The 18,180-nt window shown below is 64.1% G+C and carries 15 protein-coding genes; 14 read left to right on the plus strand and 1 reads right to left on the minus strand.

What is annotated here, in order from left to right; genetic code table 11:
• Positions 1-6: 6 nt before the first annotated feature.
• Positions 7-1,173 carry a LysM domain-containing protein gene (locus tag P8Y64_05240; protein ID MEJ2059875.1) on the minus strand — a complete coding sequence of 389 codons (1,167 nt, stop codon included), beginning with the start codon at positions 1,171-1,173 and terminating at the stop codon, positions 7-9.
• 159 nt (positions 1,174-1,332) lie between these two features.
• On the opposite strand from P8Y64_05240, the gene def reads away from it, so the two are divergent.
• The 14 genes from def to P8Y64_05310 form a co-directional block, all read left to right on the plus strand.
• Complete coding sequence (gene def / locus P8Y64_05245) at positions 1,333-1,866, plus strand: peptide deformylase (GenBank protein MEJ2059876.1); 534 nt, start codon at positions 1,333-1,335, stop codon at positions 1,864-1,866.
• A 14-nt stretch (positions 1,867-1,880) separates the two neighbouring features.
• A complete protein-coding gene (gene fmt / locus P8Y64_05250; GenBank protein ID MEJ2059877.1) occupies positions 1,881-2,822 on the plus strand; it encodes a methionyl-tRNA formyltransferase in 942 nt (313 codons plus the stop codon).
• Between the two features lie 7 nt (positions 2,823-2,829).
• Entirely contained in the window at positions 2,830-4,125 is a 1,296-nt protein-coding gene (gene rsmB / locus P8Y64_05255; protein ID MEJ2059878.1) for a 16S rRNA (cytosine(967)-C(5))-methyltransferase RsmB, read from the plus strand.
• On the plus strand, positions 4,107-4,694 hold the full coding sequence (locus P8Y64_05260; GenBank protein MEJ2059879.1) for a DUF4390 domain-containing protein: 588 nt from the start codon (positions 4,107-4,109) through the stop codon (positions 4,692-4,694). Before rsmB ends, P8Y64_05260 begins: the two co-directional genes overlap by 19 nt.
• Entirely contained in the window at positions 4,679-6,880 is a 2,202-nt protein-coding gene (locus P8Y64_05265; GenBank protein MEJ2059880.1) for an ATP-binding protein, read from the plus strand. The genes P8Y64_05260 and P8Y64_05265 overlap by 16 nt, the downstream gene beginning before the upstream one ends.
• Entirely contained in the window at positions 6,877-8,247 is a 1,371-nt protein-coding gene (locus P8Y64_05270) for a sigma-54 dependent transcriptional regulator (GenBank protein ID MEJ2059881.1), read from the plus strand. Before P8Y64_05265 ends, P8Y64_05270 begins: the two co-directional genes overlap by 4 nt.
• A 56-nt stretch (positions 8,248-8,303) precedes the next feature.
• Entirely contained in the window at positions 8,304-9,677 is a 1,374-nt protein-coding gene (trkA, locus tag P8Y64_05275; protein MEJ2059882.1) for a Trk system potassium transporter TrkA, read from the plus strand.
• Between the two features lie 6 nt (positions 9,678-9,683).
• On the plus strand, positions 9,684-11,135 hold the full coding sequence (locus P8Y64_05280) for a TrkH family potassium uptake protein (protein ID MEJ2059883.1): 1,452 nt from the start codon (positions 9,684-9,686) through the stop codon (positions 11,133-11,135).
• 12 nt (positions 11,136-11,147) lie between these two features.
• Positions 11,148-12,593 carry a TrkH family potassium uptake protein gene (locus P8Y64_05285; GenBank protein ID MEJ2059884.1) on the plus strand — a complete coding sequence of 482 codons (1,446 nt, stop codon included), beginning with the start codon at positions 11,148-11,150 and terminating at the stop codon, positions 12,591-12,593.
• A gap of 1 nt (position 12,594) precedes the next feature.
• A complete protein-coding gene (locus tag P8Y64_05290; GenBank protein MEJ2059885.1) occupies positions 12,595-14,109 on the plus strand; it encodes a glycosyltransferase family 39 protein in 1,515 nt (504 codons plus the stop codon).
• A 43-nt stretch (positions 14,110-14,152) separates the two neighbouring features.
• The gene (locus tag P8Y64_05295) at positions 14,153-15,499 is read left to right on the plus strand and encodes an FAD-binding oxidoreductase (protein MEJ2059886.1); all 1,347 of its coding nucleotides are present in this window, start codon (positions 14,153-14,155) and stop codon (positions 15,497-15,499) included.
• Entirely contained in the window at positions 15,496-16,242 is a 747-nt protein-coding gene (locus P8Y64_05300) for an SDR family oxidoreductase (protein ID MEJ2059887.1), read from the plus strand. The genes P8Y64_05295 and P8Y64_05300 overlap by 4 nt, the downstream gene beginning before the upstream one ends.
• Positions 16,243-17,039: 797 nt before the next feature.
• On the plus strand, positions 17,040-17,666 hold the full coding sequence (locus P8Y64_05305) for an HAD-IB family hydrolase (protein ID MEJ2059888.1): 627 nt from the start codon (positions 17,040-17,042) through the stop codon (positions 17,664-17,666).
• Positions 17,663-18,180, plus strand: a 518-nt coding sequence (locus P8Y64_05310) for a UbiA prenyltransferase family protein (GenBank protein ID MEJ2059889.1), incomplete at its 3' end; no start/stop codon positions are given. The genes P8Y64_05305 and P8Y64_05310, both read left to right, overlap by 4 nt.

The raw sequence follows: 18,180 nt of genomic DNA on the forward strand, positions 1-18,180 counted from the left end.
GAGGAGTCAGGGATTGGTGACGGCGTCACCCTCCACGATAGGTTTGGTGGATTCCATCACCAGGGCGTAGCTGATCTTGTTGAAGACCTTGAAGACCATCACCACGCCGACCTTTTCCTCCGGCAGTTTGACCTCGCGGGTCGCAGCGGTGGTGGCGAGCGGGTCGCGCACCGTGCGTCCGCCCTGATACACCGCGAATACGGCGCCGCGGTTCACGTCGTTGCGCCGGCCGAGGTTGAGCACCACGATCTGGTTGCGGCCGACCATGGAGATGGCGTCGAACAGGGAGATGATCTGGCCGTCCTCCTTTTGGTCGGGCTCATGGGGCATGAAGTTGTAGCTCTGGGGCGGCTCGATGGGGAGCAGGCGGTCGCCCTTGAGCACCTCGCGGTTGGTGGTGGTGAGCACCACGGTCGCGGGATTGCCGCGTTTCACCAGACTGGCATCGCCGACGTGGATGGCTTCGTAGCCCAGCAGCTCGCCCGTTTTGGGGTCGCGCAGTGCCTGGCCGGGACGGAACACGCTGAAGCGGTTGGCCTTGATATTCGACGACAGGCCCCGCACATAAACGATATTGCCGCTGCCATAAATCAGATGACCGTCGGCGGAGGCAAAGATATAGGGCGCGTTTTTGAGGGTTTCCTCACTCACCACCCGGGGCCGGATAAAGAACTGGCGCATAGCGCCGACCGGGATCTGGGATTCGCGCGACTCCAACGGCTCGGAACGGACTTCAGGGTTGAGCTTAACGGTAGGGTATTCCGGTGACGGTGCAGGTGCCGCCGTCCCGCTGACGCGCGGGCCGCCCGTGACCTTGATGTGCGGCACGCCCTTGACGTAGTACAGCGTCAGTACATCGCCGGGATAGATGAGGTGGGGGTTCTTGATCTGCTGGTTTTCCTGCCAGATCTCGGGCCAGTACCAGGGGTCTCTGAGGAACTTTTTAGAGATGTCCCACAGGGTATCGCCCTTGACCACCACGTAGGTTTTGGGCGCGGTCGGTTTGACCTCGACCTTTTTGACGGGGGCAGGTTTGGGTGCCGGGGCGGGTTCTGCTACTTTGGGCGGTTCCGGGGGCGGACTCGGCTCGGGTGCCGTGGCGCAGCCGGCAACGAACAGGGTTAGAATAAGCAGTGACAGTGCGCGCTTGGGAATGGTCAGATGCTTGGCCAAGGTTCTACCCCCTTTGGATACCGTCACGGGCGGACCGCCGCATGAGCGCAATCCGGCATGATTTCTCGGTGCGTTATATTTAGTACGATCATAACTTTAGCAGAAATACTTGTAAAACTGCACGAATTATTCGACCTAACGAAATATCAGGCTTGACCGATGGCTAAACTCGAAATTTTACACTTTCCCGATCCGCGGTTGCGCAAGCACGCCCTGCCCGTCGAGGCGGTCACCGATGCCACCCGGCAGATCGTGGACGACATGTTCGAGACCATGTACGCGGCACCGGGCATCGGCCTGGCCGCTACCCAGGTCAATGTCCAGCAGCGCATTATCGTGATCGACGTGTCCGAAGAGAAAGACCAGCCGCTGTGCCTGATCAACCCGGAAATCCTGTCCAGCACCGGCGAAGAGGAGATGGAGGAAGGCTGCCTGTCCGTGCCCGGTTATTACGACACGGTGCGTCGGGCCGAGAGCGTGAAGATACGCGCCTTGGGGCGCGATGGCCAACCGTTCGAGCTGGAGACGGACGATCTGCTCGCCGTGTGCATCCAGCACGAGATCGACCATCTCGACGGCAAGCTGTTTGTCGATTATCTCTCCCCCCTCAAGCGCCAGCGGGTGCGCAAAAAACTGGAGAAGCAGGCCCGTCAGGGTACTTTGCCGGCCCAGCCGGAACACCAGGTCATCTGAGCCGGTCGCTGCGCGTGGCGTCCGGATTGCGTGTCGTCTATGCGGGGACCCCGGAATTCGCGGTGCCCGCCCTCCAGGCCCTGTACGACTCGGACTGCCAGGTCGTGGCGGTCTATACCCAGCCGGATCGTCCGGCGGGACGCGGGCGCAAGCTGACCGCCAGCCCGGTGAAACAGCTCGCCCAGACACACGACACCCCCGTCGAACAACCCGAATCGCTCAAATCCGCCGAGGCGCAGCAACGGCTGCGCGCCTACGTGCCGGACCTCATGGTGGTGGCGGCTTACGGGTTGATCCTGCCCCAGGCGGTGCTCGACATTCCCCGGCTGGGCTGCGTCAATATCCACGCCTCCCTGCTGCCCCGCTGGCGCGGTGCGGCGCCTATCCAGCGCGCCATCGAGGTGGGAGACGCGGAATCCGGCATTACCATCATGCAGATGGAGGCGGGGCTGGACACCGGCCCCATGCTGCTGCGCAAGGCGGTGCCGATCGGTCCGGAAACCACGGCGGCCGATCTGCACGATACGTTGGCCGAACTCGGTGGCCCCGCCTTGCTCGAGGCGCTGGAAGCGCTGCAGGCCGGCACCCTGACGCCGCAGCCCCAGGACGAGTCACAGGCCACCTACGCGACCAAGCTCAATAAGGCGGAGGCCCGTATCGACTGGGGTCAGCCCGCTGCGGTGCTGGCGCGCCGGGTGCAGGCCTTCAATCCCTGGCCGGTAGCCGCCACCGAACACCACGGTGCGCCGCTGCGCATCTGGCAGGCGCGGGCCCTTCCCGGGGCGTCGCAGGCCGTCCCGGGCACCGTGCTGGCGGAAAGCCGGGACGGTATAGACGTGGCCTGCGGCGAAGGCGTATTAAGGTTGCTGCGCGTGCAGCTCCCGGGCGGTCGCCCGCTGAGCGCAGCCGAATTCCTCAATGGTCACAGCCTGAAGGGCGCCGTCCTCCCCGACTGACATGTCGATGAACCCCCGTCTGTCTGCCGTGCGCGTGCTGGAGGGGGTGGTCGGCGCCGGTCAATCGCTGTCACGTGCACTGCCGCCGGTGTTGGCCCGCCTGGAGCCGGAGACGCGTCCGCGGGTCCAGGCCTGGTGCTACGGCGTGTTGCGCCGCTATTTCCGGCTTACCGCCCTGCTGGACCGGCTGCTCGAACGGCCGCTCAAACCCCGCGATCTCGACGTTACCTGCCTGCTGCTGCTCGGCCTGTATCAGTTGAGCGACCCGCAGGCCAAGCAATACGCGATCGTCGACCAGTCGGTGCGGACCGCCCGCGCCTTGCGTAAGGCCTGGGCCGCCGGTCTGGTCAACGGCGTGTTGCGCCGCTATTTGCGTGAACGCGAACGGCTGGAGGCGGAACTGGAGCTCGCGCCCGCCACCCGCTACGCCCTGCCCGAATGGTTCATCGAGCGGCTGCAGGCCGCCTATCCGGAGGACTGGCCCGGCATCTGCGAGGCGACCAATCGCCACCCGCCCATGACCTTGCGGGTCAACCTGATGCAGGGCTCACGCGAAGATTACCTGGCCAGGCTGGCCGAGGCGGGGTTGAGTGCGGCAGCGCACCCGCAGGTGCCGTCTGCGATCATTCTTGAACGCCCGGTCGAGGTGGATGCCCTGCCGGGCTTTGCCGCCGGGGAGGTCTCGGTTCAGGATGGGGCGGCGCAGCTGGCGGGCTGGCTGTTGGACGTCCGACCCGGACAGCGGGTGCTGGATGCCTGCGCCGCGCCCGGGGGGAAGACCACGCACCTGCTCGAACAGGCCGGTGGCGAGCTGGAGCTGACCGCAGTGGATATTGACACCGGGCGGCTCGCCCGCGTGCGGGAGAATCTCGACCGCCTGGGACTGGCGGTGGAACTGAAGACCGGCGATGCCGCCCGGCCGGCTGACTGGTGGGACGGTCGGCCCTACGACCGCATTCTGCTCGATGCGCCCTGTTCGGCCACCGGCGTGATCCGGCGCAACCCGGACATCCGCCTGCATCGCCGGGCTGCGGATATCGACGAATTGAGTCGGCGCCAGGGGGAGCTGCTTGCCGCGCTCTGGCCGCTGCTCAAACCGGGGGGTATGCTCTTGTACGCAACCTGCTCGATACTGCCGCAGGAGAATGACGCGGTCGTCGAGCGGTTTTTGGCGCAGGAGGGAAGCGCCGGATGCCTCACTATCGATGCCGCCTGGGGGAGAATGCAAGGCTGCGGCCGCCAGATCCTTCCCGGTGAAGCGGACATGGACGGCTTTTACTACGCATGTTTAGGCAAACGCTAAACCTGACAAGCAGTCCCCGGCGCATCCTGTTCCTGCTGGGCATGGCGTTGTTGCTGACGGTGCAGGTGGCCCAGGCCGCCGAACCCAGTTTCGAGGTGCGCCGCGCCGAGAGCTATCTGCGCGACGGGGTGTATCGCATCGATGCCGAGCTGCGCTACCGGCTGGGACCTGATCTCGACCAGGCCCTGCGCAACGGCGTTGCACTTACCATCGGGATCGAGATGCAGGTTTATCGCCCGCGCAACTGGTGGTTCAGCGAGGACGTGGCGGACGTCAGCCTGCGCTACCGCCTCAGTTATCACGCCCTGACCACGCGCTACGTGGTGACCAACCTGAACACGGATGTACGACATTCCTATCCCACCCTGGGGGCCGCCCTCTACGACCTCGGCCAGGTCAGGGATTTTCCGCTGATCGACAACAGCCTGCTGCAGCCGGGGCGCGACTACCGGGTCCGCATACGCTCAGCGGTGGCGATTCAGGACCTTCCGCTGCCGTTGCGGGTGCGGGCGTATTTCTCCGACGCCTGGGGGCCGGAGAGCGAGTGGTACACATGGCCCCTGCGCTGAGACGTTTCGCCAGTCTGATACCCATGGTGGGCCTGTTCGGGCTGCTGCTGGTCTCGCTGGCCGTGATGAGCGAGGCCACGCAGTACGCCGACCGTTTCAGCCGGCTGTACGTCGGGCTGTTCCTGTTCAATCTGCTGATCCTGGTGTTCCTCACCGTCCTGATCAGCGTGCGGGTGTTCGACATCGTGCGCCAGGTGCTGACGCGGGCTCCGGGGGCGCGCCTGACGTTGCGCATCATCCTGATGTTCATCCTGCTTTCCCTGATCCCGGTGTCGGTGGTGTACTACTTTTCGGCGCGGTTTCTCGATCGCAGCGTGGACAGCTGGTTCAACGTTCAGGTCGAGACCGCCCTGGAAGACGCGCTCACCCTGAGCCGGACCGCCCTCAATCAGCGCAAGCGGGAATATCTCGCTCAGCTGCAGGAAATCTCCAAGGACCTGTCGGGTGCCCAGCCGGGCATGGACGCCCTGATCCTGGACCAGTCCCTGAACGGCAGCAGTGCGAGCCAGATGACCCTGTTCGATTCCAATAACCGCATTCTGGCCTCCAGCACCCGTGGCAGCGGGCTCGATGTGCCGGAGTTTCCCAGCGAAAGCAGCCTGTTCCAGGTGGCGCACGGTCAAGGCTACGTCGGCATCGAGCCGGGCAAGGGCAATGCCCTGCAGGTGCGCGTGCTGGTGCCGGTGACGGCGACCGATCCGTCGCGGCAGGGTTATCTGCAGGCGGTGTTTCCGATCGAGGCCGAGGTCAGCAATCTGGCCAGCAACGTTCAGTCGGCCTACAGCCGCTACAAGGAACTCCAGTTCCAGCGCACCCAGCTCAAGGAAACCTTCACCATCACGCTGGCGCTGGTGCTGATGCTCAGTGTCCTGTTCGCCGTGTGGCTGGCCTTCGGGCTGGCGCGCCGCCTGATTGCCCCCGTTCAGGCGCTTGCGCTGGCGACCCGCGCGGTGGCGAGCGGCGACCTGCACAAGCGCCTGCCGGTGGAGCATCGCGACGAGCTCGGCTTCCTGACCCGCTCGTTCAACGAAATGACCACGCGGCTGTCTTCCACCCACGAGGAACTGGAACGCAGCCGCAGCCAGGCGGAGGTGCAGCGCACCTACCTGCAGGCCGTGTTGCAGCATCTGTCGAGCGGTGTGATCACGCTCGACCGCAAGGAGGTACTGCGTACCTGCAACGCGGCCGCCTCCAATATTCTCGGACTGCCGCTGGAGCATCACATCGGTCGGCGTCTGGCGGATATCGCCCGCAAGCCGGGTTCCCTGGAGAGTTTCTACGAAGGCCTGCTGCCGCAGTTGCAGGGCGAGTCTCCGGAATGGGAGGCCCAGATGACCCTGCAGCAGCCCGAACACCGTGTGCTGATGTGCCGCGGGGCGCGGTTGCCCGAGGACAGCGGGGCGCCCGGCAGCCAGGTGATCGTGTTCGACGATATTACCGATCTGATCCGGGCCCAGCGCGAGGCGGCCTGGGGCGAGGTGGCGCGGCGCATGGCCCACGAGATCCGCAATCCGCTGACGCCGATCCAGCTCTCGGCCGAGCGTCTCGAGCGCAAGCTGGCCAAGAATCTGGGGCCGCAGCAGGCGGAACTGCTGGTGCGCGCCACGCGCACCATCATCCAGCAGGTGGAGGCGTTGCAGAACATGGTGAACGCCTTCAGCGAGTATGCGCGCATGCCCACCCTGCGTCTGGAGCCGCTGAGCCTGAATCAGCTGATCAACGAAGTGGGCGAGCTGTATCGGGCCAACAAATACAAGATCCGCATCGACCTCGATTTGTCCGAACCCCTTCCCGAGATCCGGGGTGACCGCAATCGCCTGCGACAGGTGTTGCACAACCTGATCCGCAACGCCCTGGAGGCGCTGGAAAATCGTCCCGGCGGGGTGATACGTATCGCCACGCGGTGCGACGAGGTGGAGGACGCCCGCCGGGTGCGTCTCGTGGTCGAGGACAACGGTCCGGGGCTCAGCCGCGAGGTGATCGGCCAGTTGTTCGATCCCTACATCACCAACAAGACCCACGGCACTGGCCTGGGTCTGGCGGTGGTGAAGAAGATCATCGAAGAACACGGCGGCAGCGCGTGGGCCGAAAACCGTACCCACGGCGGGGCGCGATTCATTCTGCTGATTCCCGTCATGCCGGCGATACCGCGGTCGAGTGACGAGGTACAGGAGAGCACGGCATGAGCCACGGTCAGATTCTGGTCGTGGACGACGAGCCGGATATCCGCGATCTGCTGCGCGACATCCTGGAGGACGAAGGCTACACCGTGCGGGTGGCGGAGGATGCGCGCGCCGCGCAGCAGGCCTGCCGCCAGCAGCGCCCCCAGCTGATCCTGCTCGACATCTGGATGCCGGGCATGGACGGACTGGCACTGCTGCGCGAATGGCAGGGCGGGGGCGGGCTGCCGGCTCCGGTGATCATCCTGTCCGGGCACGGCACCATCGAGACCGCGGTGGAGGCGACGCGCCTGGGCGCCTGGGACTTTATCGAAAAACCGATTTCCCTGGCCAAGCTGCTGGTGACGGTGGAGCGCGCGCTGGAGGCCAATCAGCTGGTGCGTGAAAACGTGCGTCTGCGCCATGCCCAGGCCCGCGAGATCGAGCCGCAGGGCGAAAGCGAGATGATGCAGGCCCTGCGGGAACAGTTCAAACGCCTGGCCCGCCACGACAGCTGGGTGCTGATCTCGGGGGAGCCGGGGGTGGGCAAGACCACCTTCGCGCGTTATCTGCACAGCCTGGGGCGGCGCAGCAAGGGGCCGATGATCGAGGTCGGCGGCGCCACGCTGTCACGCCGCGATTCGGCCATGGAACTGTTCGGCGCCGAACAGGGAGAGCTCATTCAATACGGCCTGCTGGAACAGGCCGACGGCGGTATCCTGTACATCAGCGAAGTCATGGACATGGATCAGGCCACCCAGGGCCGGCTGCTCAACGCCCTGGAGAGCCAGCGCTTCACGCGCATCGGCGGACGTACCCCGATCGAGGTGGACGTGCAGATCATCGCCGCCAGCACCCACGATTTGGAGACCGCCGTACGCGAGGGGCGTTTTCGCGAGGATCTCTATTACCACCTCAACGTGGTACAGATCGCCATCCCTTCGTTGCGGGATCATGCGCAGGACATTCCCGGGCTGCTGGAGAGCTACGTGAACTACTTCCACGAGGCCGAGGGCCTGCCGATTCGTGGCTTCACGGTTGAGGCGCAGAATTTTCTGCGGCACTATGCGTGGCCCGGAAACGTGCGTGAACTGCGCAATCTGGTGCAGCGCCTGCTCATTCTCGGTTCCACCGGCGACGTCGACCTCGATGAAGTCCGGCGTCTGCTCGGCGCCACACCGTTGCCGCGCGTCGAAGAGGAATCGCCGCCGGCAATCTATGACATGCCGTTGCGCGAGGCGCGCGAACAATTCGAGCGCGACTATCTTCGCCGCCAGCTCCTGCAGGCCGGCGGCAGCATGACACGTCTGGCCGAACAGGTCGGCATGGAACGGACTCACCTGTACCGCAAGCTGCGAAGCCTGGGGCTAGACCCCAAAGAATGCAAAGAATGACGATACCCGGGGCGGCCGCTCGCCGCCCCGGGCCGGTTCAGTAACAGGGCGACCGTATGAAGATCATTATCTTGGGGGCGGGCCAGGTCGGCAGCTCCGTGGCGCACGCCTTGGCCAGCGAGGCCAACGACATCACCGTCGTGGATACGCGCGCCGACATCCTGGCCGATCTGCAGGACCGGATCGACATCCGCACCGTGTACGGGCACGGCTCGCATCCCGAAGTGCTGATCCAGGCCGGTGCGCCGGACGCGGACATGATCATCGCGGTCACCAACAGCGACGAGACCAACATGGTCGCCTGCCAGGTGGCCTTCACTCTGTTCCGCACCCCGACCAAGATCGCGCGCGTCCGCTCCGCCGAATATCTCGATTATTCCGACCTGTTCAAACAAGAGGCTCTGCCCATCGACGTGCTGATCAGTCCCGAGCAGGTGGTGACTGATTACATCCAGCGGCTGGTCGAACATCCCGGGGCATTGCAGGTACTGGACTTCGCGGAGGGTCGGGTGCAGCTGGTCGCAGTCAAGGCCTATTACGGCGGGCCGCTGGTCGGTCACGAACTGCGCACCCTCTCGGAACACATGCCGGGTATCCATACCCGTGTCGCCGCGATCTTCCGTCGCGGCGCCCCCATCATTCCCGAAGGACACACCGTGATCGAGGCGGACGACGAGGTGTTCTTCATCGCCGCGCGCAAGAACATTCGCGCCGTGACCTCAGAGCTGCGCAAGCTCGACAAGCCGGTGAAGCGGGTGATGCTGGCGGGCGGCGGCAATATCGGGCTGCGCCTCGCCGCAGCGCTCGAGTCGCGTTATCAGGTCAAGATCATCGAGCATGACCGCGCGCGGGCGCGCGAGCTGTCGGAACTGCTGGACAAGACCATCGTGTTGCAGGGCGATGCGGCGGACGAGGCTCTGCTGCTGGAAGAGAATATCGAAAACACCGACGTGTTCTGTGCGGTGACCAACGACGATGAGGCGAACATCCTCTCGGCGATGCTCGCCAAGCGCATGGGTGCGCGCAAGGTGATGTCGCTGATTAACCGTCCGTCCTACGTGCAGCTGGTGGAGAGCGGGATCATCGACATCGCGATCTCCCCGCAGACGGTGACCATCGGTGCGCTGCTGACCCACGTGCGCCGCGGCGACGTCGTCGCCGTGCACAGTCTGCGCCGCGGCGCGGCCGAGGCCATCGAGGCCGTGGCGCACGGCGACTTCAAGACCTCGCGCGTGGCGGGACGGCGGGTGGAGGAGATCAAGCTGCCGCCGGGCACCACCATCGGTGCCATCGTGCGCGGCGAAGAGGTGCTGATCGCCCACCACGACACCCTCATCGAGCCGGAGGACCACGTCATCCTGTTCCTGGTGGACAAGCGCTACATCCCCGACGTCGAGCGCCTGTTCCAGGTCGGCGTCACCTTCCTCTGATCCATCATGCAGCCCGCGGTCATCCAGCGCATCCTCGGGCTGCTCCTGATGGTGTTCAGCATCACCATGCTGCCGCCGGCGGCCATCGGCCTGCTGCATCACGACCCGGACGTGATGCCTTTCATCGATGCCTTCCTGGTCATCGTGACGCTGGGTTTTCTGATCTGGCTGCCGGTGCACAACCGCCGCCGTGAGCTGAAGCTGCGCGACGGCTTCATGGTGGTGGTGCTGTTCTGGACCGTGCTCGGCCTGGCCGGGGCGATCCCCATTTACCTGTCCCCGCGACCGGACGTGTCCCTGACCGACGCCGTGTTCGAATCCATCTCAGGGCTGACGACCACCGGGGCCACCGTGCTGGTGGGACTGGACGAGCTGCCCAAGTCCATCCTGTTCTATCGCCAGGAACTGCAATGGCTGGGCGGCATGGGCATCATCGTGCTGGCGGTCGCGGTACTGCCCATGCTGGGGGTCGGCGGCATGCAGCTGTACCGCGCCGAGGCGCCGGGGCCGGTGAAGGACAACAAGCTGACGCCGCGCATCACCGAGACCGCCAAGGCACTGTGGTACATCTACCTCGGCCTGACCATCACCTGTGCCATCGCCTACTGGCTGGCGGGCATGACGCCCTTCGACGCCGTCTCACACAGCTTTTCCACGGTCGCCATCGGCGGTTTCTCCACCCACGACGCCAGCATGGGGTACTTCCACAGCACCAAGATCGAGCTGGTGGCGGTGGTGTTCATGCTGCTTTCGGGCGCCAATTTCGCACTGCATTTCAGCGCCTGGCGCAACATGAGTCTGCGTCCCTATTGGGCGGATGCGGAGTTCCGTACCTACATCGTGCTGCTCGTGACATTGTCCTTCGTCTGCGTCGGCTATCTCTATATCCGTGGGCACTTCACCGACTTCGCCACTGATTTTCATCAGGGCCTGTTCACCACCGTTTCGATCGCCACCACCACCGGTTTTACCACCGCCGCGTTCCACCAATGGCCCGGCTTTTTGCCGGTATTGCTGATCTTCGCGAGTTTTGCGGGCGGCTGTGCCGGTTCCACCGGCGGCGGCCTGAAGGTGGTGCGCGTACTGCTGCTGCTCAAGCAGGGTGCGCGTGAGCTGCTGCGCCTGGTGCACCCCAGCGCGCAGCTCAGCGTCAAGCTGGGCCGGCGTCCGGTCGATGATCGCGTGATCGAGGCCGTGTGGGGTTTCTTCGCCGCGTATGTGGCCATCTTCGTGGTGCTGATGTTGCTGGTGATGGCCTCGGGCCTGGACCAGATCACGGCCTTTTCCGCGGTTGCCGCCTGCCTCAACAATCTGGGACCGGGGTTGGGCAAGGTCGCATCCAATTATGCGGGCATCAACGATTTCGCCAAGTGGGTGCTGTGCATCGGCATGATTTTCGGGCGCTTGGAAATCTTCACTCTGCTGGTTTTGTTCACGCCGGGATTCTGGCGACGCTGAGATACATCAAACATGCAGTTTGCAACCATACGACGCGTACTCGGCGTGCTGATGACGATTTATGCCTTCAGCATGATCCCGCCCATGCTGGTTTCCCTGTGGTACCAGGACGGCGAGTTCATTCATTTCCTGGAATCGTTCGGCATCATGGCGGCGGTGGGGCTGGCGGTGTGGCTGCCGGTACGCGGGCGTGGTCATGAAATGCGGCGCCGCGAAGGATTTCTCATCGTCACCCTGTTCTGGGTGCTGCTCAGTGCCTTGAGCTCGCTGCCCTTGCACCTGGGGGCACATGTCGATTACACCGACGCCTTTTTCGAGTCGGTGTCGGGATTCACCACCACGGGCGCGACGGTGATCGTCGGCCTGGATCATCTGCCAAAGTCGATTCTCTATTACCGTCAGCAGCTCAACTGGCTGGGCGGTATGGGCATCGTGGTGCTGGCCATCGCCATCCTGCCCATGCTGCGCATCGGCGGCATGCAGCTGTATCGCGCCGAGACGCCGGGTCCAATGAAGGACGACAAGCTCACCCCGCGCATCGCGCATACGGCCCAGGCCCTGTGGGTCATCTATATGGGGCTGACGGTGGCCTGCGCCATCGGTTACTGGATCGCAGGTATGACGCCGTTCGACGCCGTCGGACACGCCTTCGCCACCATCGCTACCGGCGGTTTTTCCACCCACGACGCGAGCTTCGCGTATTTCCACAATCCCTATATCGAGGCGGTGGGCGACGTGTTCATGCTGCTGTCTGGCATGAACTTCGCGATTCACTACCTGGCGATCCGCAAGGTGAGCATGGGGGCATACTGGCGGGACGAGGAGGTGCGCGCCTATCTGGTGTTCATCCTCGGCAGTATTTTGTTGGTCAGCCTGACGCTGTGGTTCGAGGGCACCTATCACAGTCCGCTGACCGCGCTGCGCTACGGAGCCTTCCAGGTGCTGACGGTGATGACCAGCACGGGCTTCGTGAGCACCAACTTTTCCGGCTGGCCGATCTACGTGCCGGCCTTCCTGATGCTGATCGCCATTATCGGCGGCTGTGCAGGTTCGACCTCCGGCGGCATGAAGATGGTGCGCGTGCTGCTTGGCTTCAAACAGGGCGTGCGTGAATTCAGGCGCCTGCAGCACCCGCGCGCCGAATTCCCCGTGAAGTTCAACGGCCGGGTGCTGCCCGAGCGCGTGATCAGCGCGGTGTGGAGTTTTCTGGCCGCCTACGTCATCGTCTACGTGCTGCTCATGCTGGCCTTGATGGCCGCCGGGCTGGACCAGGTTTCGGCGTTTTCCGCCGTGGCCGCATGTATCAACAACATGGGTCCGGGTCTGGGGCAGGTGGCGACCAATTTCGCCGGCATCTCCGATGCCGCCAAATGGATACTCTCGTTCGCCATGCTGCTCGGCCGTCTGGAGCTGTTTACCCTGCTGATGCTGTTCATGCCCGGGTTCTGGCGCGATTGAGATGGCCGCTTTGAACACGTCTCCCGCCATACGCGCCCGGCGCAACTTCCTGTGGGTGTTGCTGCTGAGTTTCGCGGTGCGGCTGGTGTTCGCCCAATGGCTGCCCGTGACGGGCGACGAGGCCTATTTCATCCTGTGGGGCGCACATCCCGCCGGCGGTTACTACGACCACCCGCCCATGATCGGTTGGTGGCTGGCGGGACTGCAGCTGCTCGGCCATGCCCCGTGGCTGATGCGTCTGCCGGCCCTGCTGGTGCCGGTGATCATCGCCCTGGGCATCGTGCAGATGCTGGGTCGGCACGATGCCGTGCGGGCGTGGCAGGCGGGCAGCCTGTTCCTGCTGTTGCCCTTCGATACGGTGAACCTGTTCATTACCACCGACACGCCGGTCATCCTGTTCGTGTTTCTGGCCGGCTGGGCCTTTTACGCCGCGTTGCACCGGACCCGCGGCGGTTATGCGGCAAGCGGTGTCGCGCTGGGTCTGGGCATGCTGTCCAAATATCTGCTCGGCGTGTTCGCGCTGACCCTGCCCGTACACAGCCTGCTGTTTGCGCGGCGCATGCGCGTGTTCGCCGGCGTGTTGGCCGCGGCGATGATCGCGCTGGCGTTGTGGGGCTGGAATCTGTGGTGGAACTACCGCCACTGCGACGTGAACCTGATGTTCAACCTGGTCAACCGGCTGCATCATTACCTGCGCCCGGCCAACCTTGCGGTCTATGCGTTGACCCTCGCGTACTTGTTCACGCCCGTGCTGTGGTGGGTGCTGTGGCGCGCGCGCTTCATGCTGCGTGGCTGGCGCAATACGCCGGAGGCGTACTGGCTTACCGCCTTGCTGCTGCCGCTGCTGATCTTTGCCGTGCTGTCGGTAAACGACCCGATCAGCCCGTTCTGGCTGGCACCCTATCTGCCTTTCGGGATCCTGCTGCTGGCGCGCCTGGCGACGCCGGGCGAATGGCGCTGGGCGCTGCGCTTCTCCATTATGGTTACCCTGCTGCAGGCGCTGACGTTCGCGGCCCTGCTGGCGGTGCCGCTGCCCTGGCTGGAGCGGCTTTCGCCCGGCAATTACGCCGCCATGGTGCTGGGCTCGCGTACCCAGGCCGTATGGTCGGCGGTCGAGCCGTCTGCGCAGGGTCGCCTGCTCGCCACCCGCGGCTATACCACTGCCTCGATGCTGAGTTACGGGACGGGGCGCTATTTCGCCGTGTTCGGCAAGGGCACGCGGTTCGGGCGCCAGGACGACCTGCTGACCGATTTCCGCACCTGGAACGGACGCAACGTGTTGATCGTGAGCACCGGTTTCGAGAAGGCGGGATTTTATGCGCCGTTTTTCCGCACCGTGCGCATCCATGCGGTCGAGGTGGCCGGGGCCCGTTTCCAGGTCGTGGAAGGCGACGGGTTCAAGTACGCGGCCTACCGTAAGCGGGTGCTGAAGAACATCGAGCAGCGCTACTATCGTTTGCCGTCCTGGCTGCCGGTTGGGGACTGCATGTTCAAGACACGCTATGCTTCCCCGTGACCGGCACGCCGGTTTTTGTCCGGATTTGACCTGAATCGATTCAATGCAGACCAAAAGGATTGAGTTATCCGGCTGGGGACGCTTCCCCAGCACCCGTCAGGAGGTGGCGCGTCCGGAACGTTATGCCGGCCTGCGTCCTGCAGGAAATATGTTCAACCTCGGACGGGGGATGGGGCGCAGTTACGGCGACGCTGCGTTGTGCAATGACGGGGTGGTAATCCTCACCGAGCGCGTCAACCGGTTGCTGGATTTCGACGCGGAGACCGGCCTGCTGCACGCCGAGGCCGGCGTGACGCTGGAGGACATCCTGCGCGTCTTTCTGCCGCGTGGCTGGTTTTTGCCAGTCACGCCGGGGACGCGCTACGTCACCCTGGGCGGCTGCCTGGCCAGCGACGTGCATGGCAAAAACCATCATCATGCCGGCAGTTTCTCGAATCACGTCGAGGCCTTCGAGCTGCTGACGACCACGGGTGAGCGCCTGCATGTGACGCCGGAGAACAACCCGGAGGCCTTCTGGGCGACGGCCGGGGGCATGGGCTTGACCGGCATGATCGGCGAGATCTGGCTCAAGCTGCAGCGTATCGAGAGCGCCTGGATGCAGGTGCGTCACTATACGGGCGAGAATCTCGATGCGTTGTTCGGCCTGATGGCCGACGATACGCTGGACGACGATTACAGTGTTGCCTGGATCGATTGCCTGGCGCGCGGCGATCAGATGGGGCGCGGCGTGCTGATGACCGCACACCATGCGGCGGCATGGTCGCTGGACAAAAAGCACAAGCCGTTTGCACAACCCGGCCGCGTGCAACGGGCGCTGCCGTTCGACCTGCCGGGCGGTCTGTTGAATCGCCTGAGCGTCAGTGCCTTCAATGCGATTTACTACCGCCGGCAGGCGCGTCGTGATGAATACCACGATCACCTGCTGCATTACTTTTATCCCCTGGACAGCATCGGCCACTGGAACCGGATGTACGGGCGGCGCGGTTTTATCCAGCATCAGTGCGTGATTCCGGAAGACAACGCCCTGGATGGCATCAAGGCGCTGTTGAGTGTGCTGCAACACTACGGGTTGGCCTCCTTCCTCGCCGTCCTCAAGCGTTTCGGCGCCGGCGGTTCCGGTCATCTGTCCTTCCCCATGCCCGGTTACACCCTGGCGGTCGACCTGCCGATCTCGGGCGACGCCGCCTGCCGGGTCGCGGCTGACCTCAACGCCGTGGTGCTGGAGCACGGCGGTCGGGTGTACCTCGCCAAGGACGCCTGTCTCGCGCCGGACGAGTTTCGCGCCATGTACCCGCGTTATCCCGAATGGCTGGACATCAAGCGCCAACTCGACCCCGACGGCTACATGCGTTCGGACCTCGGCGTGCGGCTGCGGATCGGTGAGCCATGAGCGAGCCGAAGCTGCAACGGGTACTGGTGATCGGCGCGACCTCGGGTATCGCGCGCGCCCTGTCAGCCGTGCTGGCCGAGGCCGGTTACGGTCTGATGCTGGCCGGGCGGGACGCCGGGGAACTGGAGCGCATCGCCCAGGACCTGCGTCTGCGCCACGCGGTTGATGTCGAAACCGTAAACATGGACTTGGACGAACCGCGTCACAGTTTGCTGGTGATCGATACTTGTGCGCAGGGCGGCCTGTACGGTGTGGTGATCGCCGCCGGTTATCTGGGCGAACAGGCGCGCGCCAATACGGACGAAAGCGAAATGCTGCGCGTTCTGAATATCAACTATGCAGCACCGGCTGCGATGCTCAATCGCCTTGCCCGTCATTTCGAACAAACCGGAGAGGGTTTCATCATCGGTGTCGGTTCGGTGGCGGGTGACCGGGGTCGCCAGAGCAACTACCACTACGGCGCGGCCAAGGGCGCGCTGGCGCTGTATCTGCAGGGATTGCGCAACCGGTTGCAGCCTGCCGGCGTGCCGGTGCTGACCGTCAAGCCGGGATTCGTCGACACCGCCATGACCTGGGGGCTGCCGGGCATGTTTTTGGTCGCCAGCCCGGAAGACGTGGCGCGGGGGATATACCGTGCCCTGCGTCGCCGCCGCAACGTGGTCTACCTGCCGTGGTTTTGGCGTTGGATCATGTTGATTATTCGGTCGGTGCCGGAGTTTGTGTTTAAGCGGTTGAAGCTTTGAGTTCAGAGCCTGAGTTTTTTGGTACCGGGCTACAGTTGGAAGGGATGGTGGATTTTTTCGCGCGTTTTGGGATCGGATTTTTTATCTAACTAACGATGCACCGCGCGAGTTCATTTTCTTTGCTTGTCCAAAGAAAACGAACCAAAAGAAAGGACACCCCACGGCCACGCTTTGCCTACACACCTCGCGATCTGACCGGAGGTCTTTCGACAGGCCCTCCCTGGCCTGACGAAAGACGCGCGTGATCCGTCACGCGCCCTAACGGCTCCTGGTCAGTCCACTGCGGGGTGTTCCGGGCGCGGCCGACGGGGACTGATTGGTGGGGGGTGAGTTGTAGGGTGTGAGGTGGAAACCCGCGCTGCGACTGTTACCACGAGTTTTTTTCCTTCTTACCCCTAACATCTGACGCCTCACTGCAATCCCCCGTTCCGCCTTGCCGAGCGGCCGAATGGCTTGCAGGGTCAGCCCGGCAGGGACGCCGGGCTGAGGTTCGCCGCGACAGGACGTCGCGTCGAACCGTACCCGTGGCAAGTCAGCGGCTGCGAGGGTAGCCCGTAGGGCCAAGGCGGTGGGGGCGCATTTCTTTCGTCCCTTTCTTTGGGCGTACAAAGAAAGGGACTCGCACGCATCAACGAGCGTTAAACAAAAGAACCCTTGTTCGATGGGCGTGCGAAACAATACCCCGAACATTTCTAACAGGATTCAAAACGCACAAAACAATTCTACCTCTCCATCTAACCCTCGACGCAACCCTCCAAACTCAACACTCAACCCCCATTCCGTTACACTCCCCCGCCATGTCCCAACCACAGCATGCCGACGGCCGGGTGGTCGCCGCTTTCGACTTCGACGGCACCCTGACGCACGGCGACAGCCTGCGCCATTTCATTCCGTTCGTCCGCGGCTGGCCGCGCACGCTGCTGGGCTATGTGCTGATATCGCCGTGGCTGCTGGGGTTCGTGCTGCACCTGGTGTCGCGCACGCATGCCAAGGAACGGGTACTGCGGCATTTTTTCGGTGGCTGGCCGCAGGCGAGATTGCAGGAGCACGGTGAGCGTTTCGCCCACGAGGCGATTCCGGGCCTGCTCAAGCCGGAGGCGGTTGCGGCATTCAGGAATCATCAGGCGGCAGGGCATCGCTGCGTGCTGATCTCGGCCTCGCCGGATGTCTACCTGCATCCCTGGGCGCAGGCGATGGGTTTCGACCATGCCCTGACCAGCGAGCTCGTGACCGATGCGGAAGGGGCTGTCACCGGCCGGTTGCGTGACGGAAATTGCTGGGGGCCGGAGAAGACCCGCCGCCTGCTGGCCTGGCTGGGTGAGCGTGACGGTTACGAAATCTACGCCTACGGCGATTCGCGCGGAGATCGCGAGTTGCTGGCGCTGGCCGATCATCCGGGCTATCGGGAGTTCCCGCCGCTATGAAGCGCTTGTTCGCCCTGGGGCGCCTGATGCGACCCCATCAATGGATCAAGAACGGGTTCGTGTTCACGGGCCTGCTGTTCGCGCACCGCTGGAACGAGCCGGACATGCTGTGGCGCGTGGTGCTGGCCGCGGCGGCCTTCTGCCTGGTCTCGAGCGTGGTGTACGTGCTGAACGATATCGCCGACCGGGAACGCGATCGTTCCCATCCCACCAAATGCCGCCGGCCTGTCGCCTCGGGCGAGATACCGGTCGCTATGGCGCTGGGATTCTGGATCATCCTGCTGGCGGGCGGGATGGGCCTGGGTGTGCTGGCGGGGTTCGATGTCGTGCCGATCCTGCTGGTGTATTTTTTCCTCAACCTGGCTTACAGCCTGCGGCTGAAGCAGGTGGTGATTCTGGATGTGTTCATCATCGCGGCCGGTTTCATGCTGCGCATACTCGCCGGTACGCTGGGGGTGGGGATTCCGCCCTCGCAATGGTTGCTGCTCACCGGTTTGATGCTGACCCTGTTCCT

The organism is Gammaproteobacteria bacterium, from assembly GCA_037388465.1.
Lineage (GTDB): Bacteria > Pseudomonadota > Gammaproteobacteria > SpSt-1174 > SpSt-1174 > JARRKE01.

Coding starts and splice junctions, on each gene's coding strand:
- def (MEJ2059876.1), top strand. CDS start 1,333: ATGGCTAAACTCGAAATTTTACACTTTCCCGATCCGCGGTTGCGCAAG.
- rsmB (MEJ2059878.1), top strand. CDS start 2,830: ATGAACCCCCGTCTGTCTGCCGTGCGCGTGCTGGAGGGGGTGGTCGGC.
- P8Y64_05260 (MEJ2059879.1), top strand. CDS start 4,107: ATGTTTAGGCAAACGCTAAACCTGACAAGCAGTCCCCGGCGCATCCTG.
- P8Y64_05265 (MEJ2059880.1), top strand. CDS start 4,679: ATGGCCCCTGCGCTGAGACGTTTCGCCAGTCTGATACCCATGGTGGGC.
- P8Y64_05270 (MEJ2059881.1), top strand. CDS start 6,877: ATGAGCCACGGTCAGATTCTGGTCGTGGACGACGAGCCGGATATCCGC.
- trkA (MEJ2059882.1), top strand. CDS start 8,304: ATGAAGATCATTATCTTGGGGGCGGGCCAGGTCGGCAGCTCCGTGGCG.
- P8Y64_05280 (MEJ2059883.1), top strand. CDS start 9,684: ATGCAGCCCGCGGTCATCCAGCGCATCCTCGGGCTGCTCCTGATGGTG.
- P8Y64_05285 (MEJ2059884.1), top strand. CDS start 11,148: ATGCAGTTTGCAACCATACGACGCGTACTCGGCGTGCTGATGACGATT.
- P8Y64_05290 (MEJ2059885.1), top strand. CDS start 12,595: ATGGCCGCTTTGAACACGTCTCCCGCCATACGCGCCCGGCGCAACTTC.
- P8Y64_05295 (MEJ2059886.1), top strand. CDS start 14,153: ATGCAGACCAAAAGGATTGAGTTATCCGGCTGGGGACGCTTCCCCAGC.
- P8Y64_05300 (MEJ2059887.1), top strand. CDS start 15,496: ATGAGCGAGCCGAAGCTGCAACGGGTACTGGTGATCGGCGCGACCTCG.
- P8Y64_05305 (MEJ2059888.1), top strand. CDS start 17,040: ATGTCCCAACCACAGCATGCCGACGGCCGGGTGGTCGCCGCTTTCGAC.